Consider the following 21,368-nt stretch of genomic DNA (forward strand, 5'->3'; position numbering starts at 1 on the left):
TCAGCAGCGCGCGCGTCCGCGTCTGAATGTGACGATCCGCTTCCGGTGTGGCCGAGGTGGGCTCGGGGAGGGATCCCTCCCGGACGCGCGCCTCAGCTCAGGCCGACCAGCTGCATCGACAGATCCCACACGCGCCTGGCGGTCACCGGGTTGCTCGCCTTGTCGGAGAGCTCCTGGCTGAACTGCTTGCCACCCTTCTTCTGGCGGTTGCCCCAGCTCCAGTGCACGCCGGAGACCGCGAACTCGGGTTCGGCCACCACATCGGCCACCCGCTCTCCGGCGAGGGCCTGACTGACATACCCCCCGGTGATGTTTTTCTGGAACCAGGGAAAGATCACCTGGAAGGCGCGCGGGGTGTTGCGGAACAGCGGTGTGTCGGCGACGCAACCCGGATAGAGCGAGGTGAACACGATGCCCGTCTGCTCATGCAGCCGCCTGTGCAGCTCCTGGGTGGTGATCATGTTGCAGAGCTTGCTGTCCTTGTAGGCCTTGCCGGGTTTGAACGGCTTGCCGTCGGCCATGGCGATCGGCGCCTGGAAACCCGCTTCGAATCCAGAAAGATCCCCCAGATCGGCCGGCGCCGGGATGGGAATCTTGCCTCCCAGTTCCTTGGAATTGGCCGTCACGGTGCCGAGGATCACCAGACGGCGCGACGGATGCTGCGATTGCCTCAGCTTGTCGAGCAGCAGCTGGATCAGCAGGAAGTGGCCCAGATGGTTGGTGGCCATCGAGAGCTCATAGCCCTGCGGGGAACGCTCGGGTTGCTTCAGGCGCGGCTTGTACATGGCCGCATTGACGATCAGGGCATCGAGCGGCCGGCCATCGGCGTTCACCTCAGCGGCGAGGCGGCGCACGCTGTCGAGATCGCCGAGATCCACCTGAAGGTGGGTGACCGAGGCATCGGGTATGGCCAGGGCGGCCTGGGCCCGCCGTGCTTTGTCGGTGTCCCTGCAGGCCATCAGCACATGCCAGCCGCGTTCGACCAGGGCGCGGGTGGCGAACAGCCCGACTCCGGAGGACGCACCGGTGATCAGCGCTGTTCCGGGGGTTCCACGGGTCGTCACGTCGCGGCTGGAGGAGGCATCAGCGTTGGCGGAAACCATGACGTCCGGAGAGTGGATGGGTGAGGGAAGGCCCGTTCAGCCTTCGAATCCCAGGGACGGTACCGCAGGGCTGGGGCCTGGACCGACGTGGAGAGCCTGCCGGCAAAACCCTGCAACGCACGGAGGCATCAGGCGCTCAGTGGAGCGCCGATGACGTCACCAGGAAGGAGTGTCAGGTCACCCCTCGATGCCCTCTTCAGAGGCACCAGCAAAGGGTGGGTGTTCCTGAAGAACTGTCCTGTCCGCAGGGTCAGAGTGCCGGGAGCGCCCGTGTGACAAGGGTCAGGGGCGTGCGGCAGGCCTGTTGGAAGCTGCCGCACGGCTGGTCGCGCTGGCGGTTTCCATGGTGGAGCCGGACGATTGGTCCTGCCAGACCACACGCATCCGGTTGGGGGCGATCCACTGGCTCTGCTCACGGATCAGGCGCTGCTCGCCTTCCTTCGTGAAGAGTTGATCGAAGCGTGCCCTGGACTTGTTGAGACGAGCTGACTGCAGCTCCAGTACGGCGTTGATTTCGCCCTGACGTTCCATCCGTTGCTGGTAAGCCCCCGCCAGGCGGAACAGGCTGACGCCGGCGACGGCCACAAGGCCAAGCTTGACGGCCAGGCCAATGACACTACAGAGCAGTTCACGTCGCTCGCTGGAGAGACTGATCAGCTCGGCGTCACCGGAGACCGGGGCGATTCGACTCCCTGTCGGCGCCACGGAGAGACGGGGTTGCCTGACCTCGGACCTCTCCGGAGAGCCCCTGCGAGAACGCCTGGCAGGACCGATGTCTGCAAGAGGAGCAGGCCCCGTGGTGCCACTGCGGCTCTCGCGACGATGGGCTGCAGGCCCGTTGCGGCGATCGCGGGTGGGGAAGGCCAAGGAAGACGCTCTCGTGAGCCCCGCTTCTAGCAGGCCGGGCGGGGCATGCCAAGGGGCTTCCCGCCGGCTCGTCAGGCCTTGTAAAGGGAGAAGCAGAGGCGAACGGCCAGCACGCCGGCATGGGCGGCGACCACCAGAGCGATCAGGATTTCGGCCTGGTTGATCATGGGCTTGAGCGGAAACGCATGCGTCCCATTCTTCGGGCTGTCCCGGCTACGGTCCAGCCTCCAGTCCTGCCCTGTCACAGCTCTTGATGGCTTCCAGCCCCACCCCCGGTTCCGTCACGGTGAGCGGCGAGGCGATCCGCCACCTCGATCTGGCGCCGCTCGAGCCGTTGCTGTACCGTCCGCCGGCTGAGTACCTGGCCCGCTCCGGCAGCGTTGAGCTTCACCTGGAGTGGCCCAGGGCAGCCGACGATCCCCGGGAGCTCTCCGAGATCCCGGAGGTGCGTCTGTGGAGTCTGCGGGCGGATGCGGTCTGTCCCTGGTTGCCGCTGATGCTGGAGCGCTCCGGTGGTCAGCTGACGCGTCATGTGGCGATGCTGCTCCCCCATGGCTTCAGCCGTCAGGAGGGCATCCGCTTCGCTCCCGAGAGCCTGGAGCTGTGGATCACCCACCGCCTGTTTCAGCTTGACGATCAGGCCCGAGGTGCCGGTCTCAACTGCCGTGGTGGGTTGGCGCAGATGGCGGCGGTGCTGGGATTCGAGCTCGATCCCGGGTTCTGGAACCCCTTGCCGCCGATCGGTTGAGCGCCACCGCTGCCCTCCGCTCGATTCCGCCCCTGCACCTGAGCGGTTGCTGGCAGATGGCCATCGACGAATGGCTGCTCGACCGTGCCATCGCCTCCCCGGCGGTTCCGGCGGCGGCTCCTACGGAAGCCGTGCTGCGCTTTTACACCTGGTCGGCTCCGACGCTCTCGCTCGGCTTTCACCAGCACCTTCTTCAGCCCCGCTGGATCGAGCTGGCGCGCCGCGGCGAACTGCAGCTGGTCCGGCGTCCCAGCGGCGGCAGAGCCGTGCTCCACGCCGCTGACCTCACCTATGCGTTGGTCTGGCCCCAGGCTCCGGCGCGGCGGCGGGAGGCCTATCGCGCGGCCTGCGCCTGGCTGCAGCGGGGGTTCGCTGAGCTCGGGCTGCCGCTGCGATTCGGTGCTGAGCCGGTCGATCCTCGGCAGCCCAGTTGTTTTGCCGCCGGTACCGCCGCCGATCTGGTCCAGGGTGGCGGCGGCAAGCGCATCGGCAGCGCCCAGTTGTGGAGGCGGGGTGTGTTGCTGCAGCACGGCTGCATCCAGCTCCGGCCGGATGCAGCCCTCTGGCGTCGTGTGCTCGAAGAGGATGCGCCCCGGCTGGAGCCCCTCAGCCTGAGCCTGGAGGAGCTGATCGGGGTGCTGACGGCCTCCGCCCAGCGCCATCTGCCGGTGGCCGCCGTCGACTGGACGCTGCAGGCCCTGTCGCCGCGGGAATGGACGGCCATCGCCGCCAGGCGTCACCGCTATCGCATCGATCCTGAGGGATCGGCCGCGGATGCCCCGGGGGCACGGGTGGATGCGCCTCCTCCGCTCTGAACTGTGGGGGCTGGGGCGGGAGCGGTCACGTCCCTGGAAGCTGAACCTCCCCGGAGCTGAGCATCGATTGGGCCACGGGTGCGAGGGAAAGCCCCAGCGGATAACTGTTCTGTCGTCGCGCAGCCGCCAGGAGGGAGGGCGCCAGGCGCAGCCCAAGACGCGAGAGCACCGCTTCGCCGACCTCCGGTTTCTCGAGCGTGCCGCAGGGCAGACCGGCGGGACTGAGCACCAGCAGGCGTGGTTGCTGCTCAAGCTGCAGGACGGCCTGCCAGAGGGGGGCCGACTCCGGAATGGCCGGCAGGGTGTTCAGGGGACGCATGTGATCACCCACCCGTTCGCTGTCCCAGCGCTGCACCGGCAGATCGCGCAGGGGAGTGTCGTCGATCACCCCCTGCCATCGTCCACGCTCGCAGACCAGCATCCAGTCAGGCAGGGCGCTGACACTCGATGGAAGGGCGCCGTTGGCCGAGTCTGCGGGTGCTGGAGAGGGCGAATCGCCGTCCTGAAGACGCATCTGACTGAGCTGACGCAGCGTGGCTCCGGACTCGAGGACGCGGAAGCGACGCTGGGAGACCTCCTTCACCCGAAGCTCCCGGAGCAGACTCTGCAGGCGCAGCAGCTGGGTCTGATTGCGGGCGGCACCGAGACCGAACCAGCCCAGCAGCATCAGCCAGGCTCCCCCCATCCCTGCACCCCGGAGCAGCAGCATGGCTCCGAGCACGACCGCTGCGGTCGACAACAGACGGCCACTGGCATTGGCCACCTCCACCCCCCGTCGCTGGCTGCCGGTGACCTGCCAGACCAGGGCCTTGACGATCAGACCGCCATCGAGGGGCAGCCCGGGAAGCAGGTTGAACAGGCCCAGCACCAGATTGAGGGTGCCCAGCTGGGTGACCATGCCTCCCAGGAGTGGAGACAGGTGGTAGGCGGCGTGGGATCCACCGAGCAGGAGGCCCGCCAGCAGCAGGCTCACGGCCGGTCCAGCGGCGGCCACAGCGAGGGCGCCCAGGGCGGTGGAGCATTCACGCTCGACGCTGGCCACTCCCCCCAGCAGAAACAGGGTGATGCTGCGGACCTGCACCCCCTGGCGCAGGGCGACGAGCGAATGGCCCATCTCGTGCAGCAGCACCGACACGAACAGCAGGAGTGCCGTCAGGAAGGCAATCAGCCAGAGGGCCTGGGGTGAGGCCGCTGCGCCGAGGCTGGTCCGGTACTGATCCGCGAAGGCGAGGGTGGCCAGCAACAGGATGATGAACCAGCTGGGATGGATCCGAAGCGGAATCCCCCGGATGGTGAACAGTTGCCAGCCTTCGCCCACGGGCACCGATGCGTCGGAGCCCCAGGCCGCACCTGGAGCAGATGGGCTGATCCTAGAAAGGGAACCCCTGCCGCGAGTGCTGGATGCCTCCCCGGCTCAAGATCTGTGGCCTGCGCCGCAGCGATCAGGCCCAGGCCATCGCCGCCCTGGGGGTCTCGGCCATCGGCGTGATCGGGGTGCGCTCCTCCCCCCGCTATCTCGATGCTGCCTCTCGCAGCCAGCTGTTTGAGGGGCTGGCAGAGGCCTTCCCCCGGTGTCGTCGGGTGCTGGTGGTGGCTGATCCCGATGCGCAGGAGATGGCTGAGCTGGGGCGGCACCCGGGCCATGACGTCCTGCAGCTGCACGGCGGGGAAAGCCCCAGGCGCTGCGCCGAACTGCGCGACAGCCTGGGACTGGAGATCTGGAAGGCGCTGCGCATCCGCTCGCCGGACGATCTGCACCGAGTCGCGGACTACGCAGACAGCGTCGATGCGTTGCTGCTGGATGCCTGGGCGGCTGATCAGCTCGGCGGCACCGGGCAACGCCTGCCGATCGAGTGGCTGGAGGGCTTCACCGCCAGCGTGCCCTGGTGGCTGGCCGGAGGGGTGACGCCGGAGGCGGCGCCTGAGATCCTCAGGCGCGTGCACCCGGATGGCCTTGACGTCTCGAGTGGGGTGGAGAACGCCCCAGGGGACAAGAACCTGGAGCGTGTCAAGGCACTGGTGGCCACTGCTGGCCTCAGCGGATCAGCAGGGACTCCTGCTGTTTGACCAGCTCAAAGAACTCGGCCTTGAGGCTGGGGTCGTGGCGGAAATCGCCGCGGACCACCGAGTTCACCATGCTGGTCTGAGGCTCCTTCACCCCACGCCACTTCATGCAGTAGTGCTGGGCCTTCACCAGGATGGCCAGACCCTGGGGAGCGCAGAGGCGTTCGATTTCATCCGCCAGGATCATCACCGCTTCCTCCTGGATATGGGGGCGGGAGAAGACCCAGTCGGCAACGCGCGAGAACTTGGAGAGGCCGATCACCCGCTCACCGGGCTTGATGCCGATCCAGCAGGTGCCGAGAATCGGCACCAGGTGATGCGAACAGGCCGAACGAACGGTGATCGGACCAACGGTATAGATCTCGTCGAGCTTCTTGACGTTGGGGAAACTGGCGATCTTCGGCTGCTTGTGATACCGGCCCTTGAACACCTCATGCAGATACATGCGAGCAACACGCTCAGCTGTTTCTTCGGTGTTGTGGTCGTTATCGATATCGATCACCAGGCTGCGCAGGAGCTCGCGCACCTTGCCGGCCACCTCGATCTCGAGTTGCTCGAGTTCGCCTTCACGCAGACTGTCTGCGATGTTGTCATTGGCCAGAAAGGGAGTCCCCGCCTCCTGCAGCCGCTGGCGCAGGCGTGCGCTGATCGGCAGCGGCAGCGATTCGGACGAAGCGGCTCGGGCGCCGAGGCTTGAGGGGAGGGTTGAAGTCATGGGAGGGTTCAGAAGGCGCCGGCCGTCGGCATGAGGGTGAGATCTTCCACCACCTGGGTGGGGGGCTGCTGGGCCAGCACCAGCAGGGCTTCCGCTGCCTGGTCGGCGGGAAGCATGGCACGCCGATCAAAGGAACTGTCGACGGTTTCGCTGTCCCAAAGTGGTGTATTCACCGAACCGAGGGTGAGGGTGCAGACCCGGACGCCATGGGGGCGTTCCTCCTCGGCGAGGCAGCGGCTGAACGCCTGCAGCGCCGCCTTGCTGGCGCAGTAGGCACCCCAGTCAGGGAAGGCGTTGCGGGCGGCATGGCTGCTGACATTGATGATCAGGCCTCCCGTTTCGGCGTCGCCACTGCGTCGGAGCAGGGGCAGGACCGCCTGAGAAACCTGGAAGACACTGGTGAGATTCAGCTGCACAAGCCACTGCCATCGCTCAATCGGCATGGTGGCGAGAGGTCCGGTCCAGGCGGCCCCGGCGTTGTTGATCACCACGTCCGGGATCAGCCCCTGACTGCAGAGATGTCGGATGCCGGCGGCGATGCTGCTGGGATCCGACAGATCCAGGGATGCGGTGCGTACCTGGCGGCCCTGGTGACGCAGCTGTTCGGCGAGGGCCTCGAGCTGTTCTCCGGAACGGGCCACCAGCAGGAGATCGAAGCCGGCGGCCGCAAAACGGCGGGCCGCTGCGGCGCCGATGCCCCTCGAGGCGCCGGTGATCAGGGCAACGGGCAAGACAGGTGGTCGTGGAACAAAACCTTAAGGCACTGCCAGCGATTGCGTGGCTTCCCCTTCCACGAAGCGACCCATCCTGCGGAATTTCTGGTAGCGCTGCTCCAGCAGCTCCCGCTCAGGAAGTGACTTCAGCTCGTTCAGGTGCCCCAGCAGTGCGGCCTTCAGGGTTTCGGCCGCCTGCAGTGGTGCCCAGTGGTTGCCTCCGGCCGGTTCCCGAAGGACCGTGTCGATCACGCCCAGCTGCAGCAGATCGGCGCCGGTGATCCGCAGCGCTTCGGCAGCCACCGGGGCCTTGGCGGCATCGCGCCAGAGGATCGAGGCGCAGGCCTCGGGGCTGGCCACCGTGTAGACGCTGTGCTCAAACATCAGCAGCCGATCGGCCACGCCGATGCCGAGCGCGCCGCCGGAACCGCCTTCGCCGATCACGGTCGCCAGGATCGGCACGCGCAGGCGGAACATCTCGCGCAGGTTGACGGCGATCGCCTCGCCCTGACCCTGTTCCTCGGCAAGCACGCCGGCATAGGCCCCTGGTGTGTCGATGAAGGTGAGGATCGGCAGGCGGAACCGGTCGGCATGTTCCATCAGCCGCAGAGCCTTGCGATAACCGCCGGGCGAGGCCATGCCGAAGTTGCGGGCCACGTTCTCCTTGGTGTCCCGCCCCTTCTGATGGCCGAGCACCAGCACCGGCTGGTCGCCGATGCGGCCGATACCGCCCACCAGAGCCTTGTCGTCGGAGCCGCGCCGGTCGCCGTGCAGTTCGATCCAGCTGTCACAGATCAGCTGGATGTAGTCGAGGCAGCTCGGACGCTGCGGGTGGCGGGCCACCTGGATCTTCTGCGCCGGGGTGAGGTTCTGGAAGATCTCCTCGCGGCGACGCGAGGCCAGGGTTTCAAGCTGCAGCAACTGCTGGCTGACATCGACCTCCGAATCGCGGGCCAGTTGCCGGATCTGTTCGATCTGTTCCTCGAGCTCGAACAGCGGCTTCTCGAAATCGAGCAGAGCGCGGCGGGCCATGGCGGGAACGGCGGGGATCGGAGGGGGAGAGGAGATGGTGGCGACGACGGCCGATGGGCAGGATGACGACGGTCGTGGAGGGGGCAGAACCGTTGGGGGAGAAGGGAATCCCACCGGGTGGGGGCACGAAGACCGCTGACGTCAGAGTCAGGGGTTGCACATTCAGTCTGGGATAGCCCCGCAGTGGCGACTCGGGCCCAGACCTGGCCATTGAGGGTGCAGCCTGGCGTGGCGGTGCTTCAGACGGCCGCGAGTTCCTGCTGACGGGCGGGATCGAGTCCGAGCGCCTGGAAGCCATGACGCAGGGACGCCTCGCCGATGCGCTCCATGTTGGCGAGGGTGATGTTGTTGCGTCCCCAGCTGAAGTTGGTGTGGATTCCTTCAAATTCCAGCAGCATCGCTTCGGCGAAACAGGCGAACAGCTGGCGGCGTGGATTGGCCATTTCGGCCACCTCCATCATCTGCCAGCCCAGATCCTGCCAGAACTCGACGATGCCCCCCTTGATCACATGCACGCCTTCGCCGGCGAAGCGGATGTCGAGATTCTTGGGATACCCCCCATCGATCATCAGACAGGGCTTCTTCAGGTTGGCTGGATCGATCGCCAGACCCTGGGGCAGGCTGGCCACCCAGACCACCACATCCGCCTCAGGCAGAGCGTCCTCAAGAGAGAGGACGCGGCCTTCGCCCAGTTCGCTCTGCAGGTCAAGGAGGCGTTGCTGCTGGCGCGCCACCAGCAACAGCTCACCCACCCCGGTGCGCTGCAACCAGCGGCAGACGGCGCTGCCGATGTCGCCGGTGGCGCCGACCACCGCCACCCTGGCCTTGTCGAGCTCGATGCCGAGCAGGGGGGCATTGCGCTCGACCTGCTGGCAGATCACCCAGGCCGTGTGGGTGTTGCCGGTGGTGAAACGCTCCCACTCCAGGGTGGTGCTGCGGATCTGCTGTTCCTTGAGCAGGTTGAAGTTCTCGAAGATGATCGAGGTGAAGCCGCCCAGAGCCGTGATCGCGATGTCGTTCTTCTGGGCCAGCTCCATGGCGCTGAGCACCTTGCGCCGGGCGGTCTTGAAGCGGCTCAGCATTTCGGGAACGAACACCGAGTCGATGTAGGCGCCGTCAATCTGTTGGCCGGTGCGGCTCGTGACGGTGACGGTCTCCACCAGCTGCGGGGGGGCGACGCACCACATGTCGAAATCCCCTTCGGCGTATTCGGGGTAGCCGAGCTGGAGGGCCTTGCTCCGCGCCTCCTCAAGGCTGGTGGAATGACCGATCAGGCCGAACATGCGCGCTGCACAGGGGACGTTCCGGCTGCGGCGCCGGTGGGATGCCGGTTCATGTAACCGGCGTCACAGTTTGCCACGGCTGGATCGGGCACAGCACTGGCCCCGCCTGCGGATCACCGGCGGAGCCAGGGGGAGATGCGGTCCGCAGTGGCTGGACCTGGACCGTGGGCGTCAGCCCACGAGGGCCGCCATGGCGAAGCGGGCGATCTCGCGGGAGGTGAAGCCGATCTCGGTGAGGGTCTCCTGGTAGGAGGCCATGAAGTCGGCCATCAGGTCTTCCTTGTCCATCTGCAGGTTGGCGGCGTCATCCGCCACCTGCTCCAGCATGCGGCGCACCAGGGGGAGGTTCTCGCGGTTGGCCTGCTCGAGCTCCTCACGCACGGTGTCGAGGTTGGCCTTGAGCCACTCCTGCCCGTAGTTGAGATGGGTGTATTCATCCTTGACGACCGCCTCGGTGATCTTGCGGGCGAAGGGATCGGAGACGGGAATGTAGATGTGATAGGCCGAGATGGCGAAGGCCTCGATCAGGATCGCCTGGATCAGCAGGCAGGTGGTCACCTTGCCTTCCCTCAGAGCCTTCTGGAAGTTGTCGCGCAACGGCTGGAAGAAGTCGCGGGCGAACGCCATGTCCGCCGTGACGCCGAGGTTCTGGCCGCAGGCCGTGAAGCCCTTCTTGTGTTTCAGCTCCATCCGCGCCAGGCGGGCCAGCTCCTCGGCATGCTCCGGGATCAGGCTGCCGAGGGCGATGTAGTTGTCGTGGGCTTCCTGCTCGCCCTCGATCACGATCGCGTTGATGCGGCTGTAGGCGTCCTTGTAGGCGGCCGAACTGAAGTCGGGCAGGCCTTCGTCGCTGACCTGATTCGAACCCTGCGGTTCCTGAAGGGAGGGGAGGGTCGCCATGAAACGGGACGGAAACGATCGGTGGATCGTAGTCAGCCCGCTCCGCCCCGCGGCGGCCATTCGCTTCGCAGCAGGGATTCCAGCCGCCTCCTCCAGCCCTCGACCAGCCGCACGAACAGCGCCTCACCGAGCTCTGCGGAGGCCCCCTCGGCGCTGCCGATCACACCGCTGGAGCTCAGTTCACCGGTCAGCCAGCTGCAGGGCACGGCACCCTCGAGGCTCCATCCTTCGGGAGCTGGGATCCCCGGGACCTCGACCGGCCGCTGGGCCCCGGTGCTGCCCGGCTCCAGGTGCAGCATCAGGCTCGTCTCGGCCAGGCCGGCGTGCAGGCCCTCGCTGCGTTCCGGTTCCGGGATCAGCTCGGCGATCCCCTCCGGTCCGCGCCACAGGAAGCAGGGCAGCACCGCGAGGCGTGGGTGGCGCGAGCGCAGCTGCCTGGATGCGGTCTCAAGCAGGCCGATCTGGCCGCCGTGGGCGTTGAGCAGCACCAGACGTTCAAAGCCCGCGTCGGCCAGCTGGCCGCCGACGGCCTCCACCAGCGCGATCAGCAGCTCCGCCGGCAGCGTGAGAGTGCCGGGAAAGGCGAGGTGCTCCGGCGAAAACCCCAGCCACTGCACCGGCAGCAGCGAGAGCGGCAGGGCGGGATCCAGGCCTTCGGCCACCGCCGCTGCGACCCGTTCGGCGAACAGGGCGTCGGTGGCCAGGGGCAGATGGGGGCCGTGTTGCTCGAAGGCGCCCCAGGGCCACAGCACCGTGCTGCCCTTGCGAGCGGCCTGGCGCTGCAGCTCGGGCCAGGCGAGATGGGCGAGTCGTCGGTCGCTGGGCTCCATCAGAGGGGCTCGTGGGGCGTTGGGCGGTCCCGCGCCTGCCGCCAGGAGGCCCGGGACCGCTGCCTACAGTGTGCTGACCCCCTGCACTTCCGGGTGAACCCCATGGCCGGATCCGGCACCTCAGCGTCGCGTCAGCCCCGGAGCCCCGGACAGGCCACGCCAGCGGCCCCTCCGCGCAAGCCGCCTCAGGTTCTGATGATCCGTCGTGAGGAGAGCGCCCCGGACGCCCCAGAAGTCACGGCCAACTCACCCGAGGCCGTCGAGCCCCAGCGCCCCGTGCGCGAGGCCCCTGCGGTTGCTCCCGCCCGATCCGGGGCCGGCGGCGGCCAGGCTGATGAGGACCTGTTCGACCTGGGATCCCTCGAAGGCATGACCATGGCCGACCTGCTGGGTCCGGCCGATGACTCCCGCCGTACCAGGGGCAGCAGGTCCACCCAGGCCGGGGCGTCCGGCGCGCCGGCGGCGGGGCGCACCACGCCGCGCACGGTGGATGAATTCGATTTCGATGAGGAGGCTTTCCTGGCCGCCCTCGATGAACAGGACTTCGTCGGTAGCACCGGCGAGGTGGTCACCGGCTCGGTGGTCGGTGTCGAGAGTGATGGCGTCTATGTGGACATCGGCGGCAAGGCTCCCGGCTTCATGCCCAAGAAGGAGTGCGGCCTCGGGGTGATCACCAATCTCAAGGAGCGCTTCCCCAGGGGATTGGCGGTCGAGGTTCTGGTCACCCGTGAGCAGAACGCCGATGGCATGGTCACCGTCAGCGCCCGCGCTCTGGCCCTGCGCCAGAGCTGGGAGAAGGTGCGCGCTCTCGAGAAGGAGGGCAAGGTGGTGCAGGTGAAGATCAATGGCTTCAACCGCGGAGGTGTCACCTGCGATCTGGAGGGCCTGCGCGGCTTCATCCCCCGCTCCCAGCTGAACGAGGGCGAGAACCATGAAGCCCTGGTGGGCCGCACCCTTGGCGTGGCCTTCCTGGAGGTGAATGCCGACACCCGCAAGCTGGTGCTCTCCGAGAAGCGTGCCGCCACCGCCCAGCGCTTCACGGAACTGGAGGTGGGTCAGCTGGTGGAGGGTCAGGTGGCCGCCATCAAGCCCTATGGCTTCTTCATCGACCTCGGCGGTGTGAGTGGGCTGCTGCATCACTCCTCGATCAGCGGCGCCGCTCTGCGCGATCTGCGCGAGGTGTTCCAGCCCGGGGAACGGGTGAAGGCCCTGATCACCGATCTCGACCCCGGTCGCGGCCGCATCGCCCTCAACACCGCCCTGCTGGAAGGGCAGCCCGGCGAGCTGCTGATCGCCAAGGAGCAGGTGATGGCTGAGGCGGCGGACCGGGCCAATCGGGCCCGATCGCTGCTGCGCCAGCAGGAGCAGTCGGCGGGATGAGGGAGCGCACCGCTCAGGCCGCCCTGCGGCCCTCCCTGGACTGGGAGCTCGACTTCTATTCCCGCCCCATCCTTGAGGCCGATGGCCGCAAGCGCTGGGAACTGCTGATCTGCTCGAGCGCCGATCCCCAGCAGGGGGATGCCGGCAGTGAGGTCAGCGGTTTTCGCTGGCAGCAGGACTGCCCTGCCGACAGCGTCAACTCGATCTGGCTGCGGGAGGCCATCGAGGCTGCGCTCGGTGAGGCGGAGCAGCAGGGCTGGCAGCCGCCGCGACGGCTGCGCTGCTGGCGCGGTTCGATGCGGACGATGGTGCAGCGGGCCGCTGAAGGTCTCGGTCTGGAACTGGTGCCCAGTCGTCGCTGCTATCAGCTTGTCGAGTGGTTGCAGGAGCGCCACCGCAGCGTCTACCCCAACGAACCCGGCTATCTGGCCGGTCCGCTGGCTCCCCCACCCCAGGCGATCCGCCCCGTGGCCGTGCCCCTGCCGGAAGCTCTGCGCGGTGAGTCCTGGGACTGGGCCACCCTGACCGCAGGAGCCCTGGCCGAGGCCGTCGAATGGCCGATCGGCTTCGCCGGACTTCTGCCCCTTCCTGCTGAACTGCCACCCGAGACGCCTGTGCCGGGGATTCGTCTCTTCAGCCGCAGCCGTGCCCTGGCGATCGCCGGCTGGCTGGCGGGACTGGAGCCGGTGCGGCTGGAGATCGACACCAACCAGCTGATCCTCGAGGCGGGCCTGGAGGATCGCTGGCTGCTGGCCAACCTGGATCCTGAAGAGGCTCGCGCGGCGGCCACGGCGTTCGCCTCCGCCCGCGAGCAGGCCGGTGGCCTGCAGTTCATCGCTGTGGTCAACGGGCCGGATGCCGAGCGGCTGGAGGGCTTCTGGCTGTTGCGGGATCTGCCGGATGGCTGAGGGCCTGGAGCCTCCGTTCCAGAAGACGGATGCCACCTTCAACACTTTGCCCGGCTGGACCTGGGTGGGCACCTACGGGGGGTATTACCTGCAGGCTGATCTGCTGCAGGACTTCGAGCACGGCTTCTTCACACGCCTCTGGCAGGGCCGCGAGCCTGCCGAACTGGCGGCTTTTGTGAGTGCCGGCGTGTCGGTCCATCGGCCCAGGCAGGTCCACAGCGCCCTGGTGCTGCCGGCCTCCGCCGCCACCGCCGAGCCCTGGCCGGAAGCCGATGGACTGGTGAGCGATGGCGGTGGCCAGACTCTCTGGGTCTGTGGGGCGGACTGCACGCCGGTGCTGCTCGCCGATCCCGCCAGCGGTCGGGTGGCGGCCTGCCACGCCGGCTGGCGCGGGGTGGCAGGCAGGATCCTGCCGGCGGCGATCGAGCGGATGGCCGCCGCGGGGAGTGATCCCGCAGACCTGCTCGTGGCCCTCGGCCCTGCCGTCAGTGGTGCCCGTTATCCGGTGGAACGGTGGGTGAGCCTGGAGGTGGCGGCGTCGCTGCGCCCCGATCCCCTGGAGCCGGACGGGGCCCTGGCGGAGCTGATCGAGGCCGGCGGACTGGTCGTGGATGCGGAGCCTGAGCGGGACAGGCTGGACATCCGGGCTGCGATCCGGCTGCAGCTGAGCCATTCCGGAGTGACCCCCGATCGCTGCAGCAGCTGCCCGCTGTGCACCGTGGACGAGGAGACACTGTTCCACTCGTGGCGTAGGGATCGCCGCAAAGCTGTGCAGTGGAGCGGCATCGTCTCCCAGGCCTGAAAGGCCGTTGAAGCAGTGGCCTGCCCGCGGCAGGTGCAGGTCCCATTGGCTAAGGGGCCGCCCCGCAAGAGATGAGGCAGCGCTGTGCAGCGAGGCACAGATCTGCTCGCCTCGTTTCTTGGATGTCTTGCAAAAGGGTGGCGGCGATGCCAGAATGCAGAAGTTGCATACTTCACAACATGCTCACCGGCGCCGATCTACTCGCCAAGGTCAAAGAGCTGGGCGATGTCAGCAAATCTGACCTCGTTCGGGCCTGTGGCTACGTTTCGACCAAGAAGGACGGGACCGAGCGGCTCAATTTCACCGCCTTCTACGAGGCCCTGCTCAACGCCAAGGGTGTCGACTTCGGTCCTGCTCCCAAGGCTGGCCGTGCAGGCCGCAAGCTCAGCTTCAACACCAAGGTGCAGTTCAATGGCAACCTGATGGTCGGCCGGGCTTACACCGCCATGCTTGATCTCAAGCCCGGCGACGAGTTCGAGATCAAGCTGGGTCGCAAGCAGATTCGCCTGGTGCCTCAGGGTGCTGAGGATGAGGAAGGCTGAGGGCCAGCGCTTCCGCCAGTTTGATGCCATCGATGGCAGCGGAGAGGATGCCCCCGGCGTACCCGGCTCCTTCTCCGCCTGGATAGAGTCCCGCGACGTTGATGCTCTGCAGACTGCTGCGATCACGCGGAAGCCGCAGCGGTGACGAGGTGCGTGTCTCCACCCCGGTCAGCAGGCTGTCGGAGCCGATGTATCCGGGTATCCGTCGTTCAAACGCCGGCAGCGCCTCGCGCAGGGATTCGCAGACGAGTGCCGGCAAACAGTCGTCCAGGCTGGTGAGGCGCAGGCCCGGCAGATAGGACCCCTTCAGGGGATGGCTGTCCGTTGTTGCCGGCTCGCTGCCACTGGGCCTGCAGGCGAGGAAATCCTCGACCCTCTGCGCCGGAGCCCGGTAATCACTGCCGCCGGCGACATAGGCCAGGCGCTCCCAGTGGCGTTGAAAGGCGATACCGGCCAGGGGGTCGCTGGGATAGCGCCCCCAGGGATCCATGTCCTCCGGCTCAATCGTCACCACCAGCCCGCTGTTGGCATTGCGTTCGTTGCGCGAGTGCTGGCTCATCCCGTTGGTCACCACGCAGCCCTCTTCGGAGGTGGCGCCCACCACCAGCCCACCGGGACACATGCAGAAGCTGTAGACGGCCCGGCCATTGCTGCAGTGGTGGACCAGCTTGTACTCGGCGGGGCCCAGGCGGGGATGTCCGGCCGCCTCACCCCAGCGGGCCCGATCGATCAGGGTCTGGGGATGCTCGATGCGGACTCCGATGGCCAGGCCCTTGCTTTCCATCGCCACCCCCTGCTCCTGAAGCCGGGTGAAGGTGTCACGGGCGCTGTGCCCGGGCGCCAGGATCACGCGCTCGGCCTTGATCTCTTCACCGTCGGCCAGTCGTATGCCTCTGAGGCGGTAGCGGGGGCCGGAGCCCTCCAGGGTGGGCTCCGGGTCGAGCAGCAGCTCCTGCAGTCGCGCCTCGAATCGCACCTCTCCTCCCAGCTCCTCGATGCGGCGGCGCAGGCCGCGCACCACCGTGGCGAGCTTGAAGGTGCCGATGTGGGGGCGATGGCGGGTGAGGATCTCACGGCTGGCTCCGGCGGCCACCAGTTCCTCCAGCACCTTCCGCACCAGGCGCTCGTCCTCGCTCACCTGGCTGTAGAGCTTGCCGTCGGAGAACGTGCCGGCCCCACCCTCACCGAACTGGGCGTTCGACTCAGGATCGAAGGGGCGCTGTCCCTTCCAGAAGCCGAAGGTGTCGGCGCTGCGTTGCTTCACCGGCCGTCCACGCTCCAGCAGCAGCGGTCTGAGCCCCATCTGTGCCAGCAGCAGGGCGGCGAAGTAGCCGCAGGGGCCGGCTCCGATGACCAGAGGCCGCTGCCTTGGGGTAGGGAGGGGCCGGGCTGTTCCCGGTCCGGCCGCCGGAAGGTAATGCGTATCGGGTGAGGGCCGCAGGTGGGGGTCGTTGCGAAAACGGCGCAGGAGGCGCCTGTGCTCCGCCTCCGGTAGATCCAGATCCAGATCGAGGCAATACACCAGGGCGATGGCGCCGCGGCGGCGGGCGTCGATGCTTCGCCGCACGAGCTGATGGCCGCGCAGGGCCTCGCGAGGGATGCGCAGACGCCGGCAGACGGCCTCGGGCAGGTCCTCGTCGCGGTGATCGAGCGGCAGTTTCAGTTCACTCAGCCGCAGCACGGGCCATCAACACAGGGAAGGACAGGGAGCCCGCCGGGCTCCTCTCCTGTCTAGATCACGCAGCGGGGGCCAGGCACTGACCCACCACTTCACGGGTGTTGGCGGACAGCGAAGCGGCGTCGAGCAGCTGCAGGGCTTCCTGCAACCGCTCCTGCCGCGGCGGGGCGTAGCTCTGCCAGCGGCTGAAGACCTTGGCCAGCCGTGAGGCGGTGATCGGGTTGCGATGGTCCAGTTCGATCAGCCGCTGCGCGAGGAAGCGGTAGCCGCTGCCATCGGCGGCGTGGAACACCACCGGATTGGAGGCCAGCCCTCCCAGCACGGCCCGCACCGAGTTGGGGGCCGCCGGGTCATAGAGGGGATGCTCCAGCAGCCGCTCCACCCTTGCGAGGCCATCGGCGAAGGGAGCCGAGGCCTCGAGGGCGAACCAGGCGTCGAGCACCACGGGCCGATCACGCCAGCGCTCATGGAAGGCCGCCATGGCCTGCTCCCTCGCCGGGATCGGGTGGCACTGCAGCGCCCGCAGGCCGGCACGGGCCAGGGTCATCGAGCGGCCCTCCACCGCCGCCATGGCCGCCGCGATCGCGCCCCTGTCGCCGGCAGCCACCTGCCAGCTCCAGATGAGCGCGGTGAGGCGCCGATCGCCGCTGCCCAGGGGCCAGGGGGCATCCCATTCGCCCATGCAGCCCTCGAGGGCCTGCTGCAGGGGAGCGGCGAGGGCAGTGCCGAAGCGGCTGCGCAGCGCCTCCAGCGCCGCGAACAGGGCCGGCGGATCGGGTTCGGGGCTCGCTTCCTCCAGTTCCGCCATGCCCGGCAGGGCCAGCAGCAGGGCCCTGCTGGCCTGGGAGAGAGAGGGGTCGGCCAGGATCCTCCCGAAGGCATCGATCAGCTCCGCCTCGAGCGCCTCGGGGTGGCCGGAATCGGCTGGGCTGCCAGCCTCTTTCACGCCGGCTCCTGTCAGCTGAACCTTGCCGCAGCCGGCGCGGGCCAGCGCCAGCTGGCGCAGCAGTGTCTGCCCGGCATCCCAGCGGGCCACCGGATCGCTGTCGCAGGCGAGCAGGTGCACCAGTTCACTGGCCGGACGGCCGATCTCCACCTTCACCGGGGCCGAGAAGTGGCGCAACAGTGACAGGGCCGGCGGATGGGCCTGACGCGGCAGGTCGACGAAGCGCAGCTCCTGCTCGCTCCGGTCGATCACCAGCAGGCGGGTGGCGTCGCCCCAGGCGCGCGGCGGCGTTGGCAGCGGCGCGCCGGAGCGCTGTGCAGGCACCTGCCCGTCGGCTGCTGCCTCCTCGCCTTCCAGTTTCACCGGCAACGGCTCACCGCCCTGGCCCACCAGCCCCAGGGCCAGCGGAATCACCACCGGCTCCTTGCGGCTCTGGCCGGGCGTGGGCGGTGTGTGCTGGCGGATCGCAAGGGTGAGCTCACCCCGCTCACCGTCCCAGTGGCGGTGCACCTGCAGCACGGGGGTGCCCGCCTGGTGATACCAGCGGCGAAAGGCGGCGAAATCGAACGGCGGCGGTGCCAGGCGGCCATCGAGGCCCCGCTCGGCCCAGTGGGCCTCGGCCGCCTCGCGCATCGCCGCCAGGAAGTCGTCGCAGGTGGCGGCGGTGCCGTCGTGGCGGCGGACGTAGATCTGCATGCCCCGCTGGAACACCGTCTCACCGAGCAGGCTGTGCAGGGCACGGATCACCTCGGCGCCCTTTTCATAGATCGTGGTCGTATAGAAATTATCGATCGCCTCATAGGCATCCGGCTGCACCGGATGGGCCGTCGGCCCCCCATCTTCCCGGAACTGGGTGTTGCGCAGCAGGGCCACGTTCTCGATCCGGTTGAGGGCATGGCCGTGCTGATCAGCGCTGAAGCACTGGTCACGGAATACGGTGAGTCCCTCCTTGAGGGACAGCTGGAACCAGTCTCTGCAGGTGATGCGATTGCCGGTCCAGTTGTGGAAGTATTCATGGGCAATCACGCTCTCCACTCGTTCCAGCTCGTCGTCGGTCGCCGTCTCCTGATCGGCCAGCACCAGCTTGGAGTTGAAGATGTTGAGGCTCTTGTTCTCCATGGCGCCCATGTTGAAGTGGCGCACGGCGACGATGTTGTACTCGTCGAGGTCGTATTCCAGTCCATAGGCCTCCTCGTCCCAGCGCATCGCCCGCTGCAGCGAGGCCAGGGCATGGGCGGTGTAAGGCTCATCACCGGGTTCCACCCACAGGCGCAGCCGCACCGGACGGCCGCTGGCGGTGGTGAAGCTGCCGCGCACCTCCTCCAGCCGGCCGGCCACCAGGGCGAACAGATAGGAGGGTTTGGGGAAGGGATCGTCCCAGATGGCGTAATGGCGCTCCACTCCGTCCGGCCCGTCTGGCAGCGGGCCGCTCTCGAGGCAGTTGCCATTGCTCAGCAGCACCGGGAACCGTGCCTGATCGGCCTCGATCCGGACCCGGAAGCGGCTGAGCAGGTCGGGCCGGTCGGGGTGGAAGGTGATGCGGCGGAAGCCCTCGGCTTCGCACTGGGTGGTGACCATGCCGCCGCTGACGTACAGGCCCTCGAGGCTGCTGTTGGCCCAGGGGTCGATCACCACCGTGCTGGTGAGCACGAAGGGGCGCAGCGGCGGATCCAGCAGGCGGAGGCCCTCATCGCTTCGTGCGAAGGCGCTCGGTTCGAGCGGTTCTCCGTCGATCGCCAGCTCCAGCAGCTCCAGATCGACCCCTGCCAGATCCAGCGGGCCTGGTGCCTGACGCCCGTCCGCGCCTTCGGCGGCAGGATTCGGTTCGAATGCCAGGCGGGCCTCCACCCGGGCCTGGCGTTCCTGCAGACGCACCGTCAGGTCCGTGCGCTCCAGCAGATAGGGGGCCGGCCGGTAGTCGGCGAGGCGCACGGGAGCCATGCGGAGCGGAGGTGGGAGAACACCGGCATTGTGGCGTCCGGTGCTGGCGTGATCCTGACCTTGCCGGGGCCATCCACGGATGTTCGCCCGGGGCAGGTGTCAGACCCGTGCGGGGCCAGGTCGCGGAAGGCGACAGCGGCCCATGCCGCTGGATGCGAGGGCGGGGCTCAGCCGCGATCTGTGCCACGCGGCAGAGCGAGATGCTGGGCTGAGCGGGAAGCGTGTCGTGGATCCACAGGCCTGATGCCCCTTCGGCTGAGGGAGACAGCGGCCCTGCCGATCATTCGGGGCCTGGATCAACGGGCCACGCCGGCATGATCGCCACCCGTTTCCGCGGACCAACGCTCTGACAGCCTCGGCAACGAGGGCGCCCTTCAGGAGAGCCCGCTGCCCGGAGCGGTCAGCCGCGCGTGATGCTGGGCTGGCTGGCCAGAGCCTGCTTCACCTTGTCCCTGAGTTCGGCCGGCACCTGCTTCGGACAGATCTCGGTGGCACCGATCACGGCAGCATTGATCGAGCCCTTGCGCAAGTCCTCGAGTGTCAGAGGGGTGCTGCCGGAGGTGGGGATCAGGCCCTGGTGAACGGCAAGGATCAGCTGGGCGATCGTTTCTCCGGCCACTCCTGCCGCCTGCTCAAAGTCTTCGCCGGCCGCAGAGGCGATGCAGGTGTTGACGGAGGCGATGCGGGCATAGAGGGCCAGTTGTTCGGAGCTGGCCGGACCCTGCTCAAAGACCGATGGCGCTGCCTGGGCCTGCAGGGTGCCGGGGACGTCGGCCCGGGCGGCTGCCGGCATCGCCAGCGGAGAAAGAACGCACAGGATCAGGCTGAGCATCCAGGCGATCACCCGGGAGGTGCGCAGCAGACACCGATGAGCTGGCATGAGGGACGGTTGCCGGGTGGTGAGCAGGGCCATAAAAGATGTCGGCAGCCCTACCTGCTCCCGCCGGACTGACCCTGGCCCTGCAGTGCCTTCTGAATCTGCGCCATCAGGTCGTCGATGGTCTTCTTGTCGGCGGCTGTGAACTTGTCGAAGCACATCTGTTTGATGCGCGGCACCACACCGAAGACAGTCCCGTTGGCAAGTTGGTTGGCTTCGAGTTTCTTGTTGTTATTCGCGCCCTGAATGATGCCGCCATGCACGAAATTCAGAGTGGAGACGATCATCTCCAGGCTGGCAGGCAGCGATTTGTCGAGGCCGACCTGTTTGGTGGCCAGAACGCAGATATTCACAGCTCCCATCTGGTTGTAGATATTGACGTCACGGTCGCTGGCGGGCCTGGTCGCCGGTGCCGCTCCCCCGGGTGCCGCTGCCTGGGCCCGAGCCGGCAGGGGCGCCATGGATCCGGAAGCGAGAACTGCCGCTGCCGTCAGGGCGAAGGGGCGGAGGCGAAGGTGAATCACCGGGTGGGGATCGACGTGAGGCCATTGTGCCACCGATGCGACGGCCGGGACCGCGTTCGTCGGTCCTGTTGGCTTCCGCTCAGGACGGTTCCTGCAGCGGCGCACCGGCCGCTTCGACACGGATCTCATGGTGGATCTCGGAGAGCTCCAGTTCGCCATCGCGCCAGGAGTAGATCGAGCGGGAGCGGAAGCGGTCCTGATCGACGAGGCGGATGTGCTCGAGGATGTCCCATTCCAGGTAGTGGGATTCGAAGATCATCTCGTGCTCATCCACCTGGCGGATCTGGCTCTTGGTGGGCGAGCCGCAGAGATAACCGCGGCTCCGTCGCAACTGATGGCCGCACAAATAGGCCTCCATCACCCCTTCGCGCACGTAGCGGGGCTTGCGGTCGAAGAAGTCGTACTCCTTCTCCGGCCACCAGGTGAAGCGGTAGGCGTCCTCGCCTTCGATCGGTTCGCTGAAGCTCTCCACCCGCAGGAACATGTCCACCCGCATCGGCTCCTCCTCGTCACGAAAGAAGTAGAGCCGGCGCGAGCGCCACAGGCCGAGGTTGCGCGAAAACCAGCGCCGCAGATTGCTGTCGAGCCGGATGCGAGTGGGGCTGGCGCTGGGCATGGTATCGGAGCTCTGGAACAGGGACACGCGCTGGTACACCCGGGGTCCCCGCTGATCGCTGCTTCTCAGCCTATGGCCGATCGG

General features: G+C 67.6%; 22 protein-coding genes. 7 read left to right on the forward strand and 15 right to left on the reverse strand.

Annotated elements, in window-relative coordinates; genetic code table 11:
- Window positions 1-92: 92 nt before the first annotated feature.
- The 3 genes from H8F25_RS00140 to psaM form a co-directional block, all read right to left on the reverse strand.
- Window positions 93-1,103: a protochlorophyllide reductase gene (locus H8F25_RS00140; RefSeq protein WP_197211525.1), complete on the reverse strand. Its 1,011-nt coding sequence runs from the start codon at window positions 1,101-1,103 to the stop codon at window positions 93-95.
- A gap of 282 nt (window positions 1,104-1,385) precedes the next feature.
- The gene (locus H8F25_RS00145; RefSeq protein WP_231596950.1) at window positions 1,386-1,808 is read right to left on the reverse strand and encodes a hypothetical protein; all 423 of its coding nucleotides are present in this window, start codon (window positions 1,806-1,808) and stop codon (window positions 1,386-1,388) included.
- Window positions 1,809-2,041: 233 nt separating this feature from the next.
- On the reverse strand, window positions 2,042-2,137 hold the full coding sequence (gene psaM, locus H8F25_RS00150) for a photosystem I reaction center subunit XII (RefSeq protein ID WP_197211526.1): 96 nt from the start codon (window positions 2,135-2,137) through the stop codon (window positions 2,042-2,044).
- An 86-nt stretch (window positions 2,138-2,223) separates the two neighbouring features.
- On the opposite strand from psaM, the gene H8F25_RS00155 reads away from it, so the two are divergent.
- Together H8F25_RS00155 and H8F25_RS00160 are read left to right on the forward strand one after the other, a co-directional pair.
- Complete coding sequence (locus tag H8F25_RS00155; RefSeq protein ID WP_197211527.1) at window positions 2,224-2,718, forward strand: CRR6 family NdhI maturation factor; 495 nt, start codon at window positions 2,224-2,226, stop codon at window positions 2,716-2,718.
- Window positions 2,715-3,533, forward strand: coding sequence for a lipoate--protein ligase family protein (locus H8F25_RS00160; protein ID WP_231596951.1), 819 nt, complete (start codon window positions 2,715-2,717; stop codon window positions 3,531-3,533). The genes H8F25_RS00155 and H8F25_RS00160 overlap by 4 nt, the downstream gene beginning before the upstream one ends.
- Window positions 3,534-3,558: 25 nt before the next feature.
- On the opposite strand, the gene H8F25_RS00165 is transcribed toward H8F25_RS00160, so the two are convergent.
- Window positions 3,559-4,851: a site-2 protease family protein gene (locus H8F25_RS00165; RefSeq protein ID WP_197213277.1), complete on the reverse strand. Its 1,293-nt coding sequence runs from the start codon at window positions 4,849-4,851 to the stop codon at window positions 3,559-3,561.
- An 83-nt stretch (window positions 4,852-4,934) separates the two neighbouring features.
- On the opposite strand from H8F25_RS00165, the gene H8F25_RS00170 reads away from it, so the two are divergent.
- Entirely contained in the window at window positions 4,935-5,600 is a 666-nt protein-coding gene (locus H8F25_RS00170) for a phosphoribosylanthranilate isomerase (RefSeq protein WP_197211528.1), read from the forward strand.
- Here H8F25_RS00170 and folE read toward each other — a convergent pair.
- From folE to H8F25_RS00200, 6 genes are all read right to left on the reverse strand, one after another.
- Window positions 5,569-6,312: a GTP cyclohydrolase I gene (folE, locus tag H8F25_RS00175; RefSeq protein WP_197211529.1), complete on the reverse strand. Its 744-nt coding sequence runs from the start codon at window positions 6,310-6,312 to the stop codon at window positions 5,569-5,571. The genes H8F25_RS00170 and folE overlap by 32 nt on opposite strands.
- 8 nt (window positions 6,313-6,320) lie before the next feature.
- Window positions 6,321-7,043 (reverse strand): SDR family oxidoreductase, encoded by a 723-nt coding sequence (locus tag H8F25_RS00180; RefSeq protein WP_197211530.1) that lies wholly within the window; start codon window positions 7,041-7,043, stop codon window positions 6,321-6,323.
- Between the two features lie 24 nt (window positions 7,044-7,067).
- Window positions 7,068-8,057, reverse strand: a complete 990-nt coding sequence (locus H8F25_RS00185; RefSeq protein WP_197211531.1) for an acetyl-CoA carboxylase carboxyltransferase subunit alpha — start codon at window positions 8,055-8,057, stop codon at window positions 7,068-7,070.
- Between the two features lie 239 nt (window positions 8,058-8,296).
- Window positions 8,297-9,340 (reverse strand): long-chain acyl-[acyl-carrier-protein] reductase, encoded by a 1,044-nt coding sequence (locus tag H8F25_RS00190; protein ID WP_197211532.1) that lies wholly within the window; start codon window positions 9,338-9,340, stop codon window positions 8,297-8,299.
- A gap of 171 nt (window positions 9,341-9,511) precedes the next feature.
- Window positions 9,512-10,240, reverse strand: coding sequence for an aldehyde oxygenase (deformylating) (locus H8F25_RS00195; protein ID WP_197211533.1), 729 nt, complete (start codon window positions 10,238-10,240; stop codon window positions 9,512-9,514).
- A 32-nt stretch (window positions 10,241-10,272) separates the two neighbouring features.
- Window positions 10,273-11,070, reverse strand: a complete 798-nt coding sequence (locus H8F25_RS00200; RefSeq protein WP_197211534.1) for a creatininase family protein — start codon at window positions 11,068-11,070, stop codon at window positions 10,273-10,275.
- A 102-nt stretch (window positions 11,071-11,172) separates the two neighbouring features.
- Here H8F25_RS00200 and H8F25_RS00205 point away from each other — a divergent pair, with 102 nt between their 5' ends.
- The 4 genes from H8F25_RS00205 to H8F25_RS00220 all read left to right on the forward strand — a co-directional run bounded on the left by H8F25_RS00205 (window position 11,173) and on the right by H8F25_RS00220 (window position 14,702).
- Entirely contained in the window at window positions 11,173-12,450 is a 1,278-nt protein-coding gene (locus H8F25_RS00205) for a S1 RNA-binding domain-containing protein (protein WP_197211535.1), read from the forward strand.
- Entirely contained in the window at window positions 12,447-13,358 is a 912-nt protein-coding gene (locus H8F25_RS00210; RefSeq protein ID WP_197211536.1) for a Tab2/Atab2 family RNA-binding protein, read from the forward strand. Before H8F25_RS00205 ends, H8F25_RS00210 begins: the two co-directional genes overlap by 4 nt.
- A complete protein-coding gene (gene pgeF, locus H8F25_RS00215) occupies window positions 13,351-14,160 on the forward strand; it encodes a peptidoglycan editing factor PgeF (protein WP_197211537.1) in 810 nt (269 codons plus the stop codon). The genes H8F25_RS00210 and pgeF overlap by 8 nt, the downstream gene beginning before the upstream one ends.
- Before the next feature lie 179 nt (window positions 14,161-14,339).
- Entirely contained in the window at window positions 14,340-14,702 is a 363-nt protein-coding gene (locus tag H8F25_RS00220) for an AbrB family transcriptional regulator (protein ID WP_197211538.1), read from the forward strand.
- Here the strand turns inward: H8F25_RS00220 and H8F25_RS00225 are convergent.
- The 5 genes from H8F25_RS00225 to H8F25_RS00245 all read right to left on the reverse strand — a co-directional run bounded on the left by H8F25_RS00225 (window position 14,641) and on the right by H8F25_RS00245 (window position 21,284).
- Window positions 14,641-16,383: an NAD(P)/FAD-dependent oxidoreductase gene (locus H8F25_RS00225; RefSeq protein ID WP_197211539.1), complete on the reverse strand. Its 1,743-nt coding sequence runs from the start codon at window positions 16,381-16,383 to the stop codon at window positions 14,641-14,643. The two genes, H8F25_RS00220 and H8F25_RS00225, sit on opposite strands and share 62 nt — an antisense overlap.
- 55 nt (window positions 16,384-16,438) lie before the next feature.
- Entirely contained in the window at window positions 16,439-19,267 is a 2,829-nt protein-coding gene (gene pepN, locus H8F25_RS00230; protein WP_197211540.1) for an aminopeptidase N, read from the reverse strand.
- 400 nt (window positions 19,268-19,667) lie between these two features.
- On the reverse strand, window positions 19,668-20,147 hold the full coding sequence (locus tag H8F25_RS00235; protein ID WP_231596952.1) for a cAMP phosphodiesterase: 480 nt from the start codon (window positions 20,145-20,147) through the stop codon (window positions 19,668-19,670).
- A gap of 50 nt (window positions 20,148-20,197) precedes the next feature.
- Entirely contained in the window at window positions 20,198-20,605 is a 408-nt protein-coding gene (locus H8F25_RS00240; protein WP_197211541.1) for a hypothetical protein, read from the reverse strand.
- A 142-nt stretch (window positions 20,606-20,747) separates the two neighbouring features.
- Window positions 20,748-21,284, reverse strand: a complete 537-nt coding sequence (locus H8F25_RS00245; RefSeq protein ID WP_197213279.1) for a hypothetical protein — start codon at window positions 21,282-21,284, stop codon at window positions 20,748-20,750.
- Between the last annotated feature and the right edge of the window lie 84 nt (window positions 21,285-21,368).

This window comes from Synechococcus sp. CBW1004 (assembly GCF_015840715.1).
Classification (GTDB): Bacteria; Cyanobacteriota; Cyanobacteriia; order PCC-6307; family Cyanobiaceae; genus Cyanobium.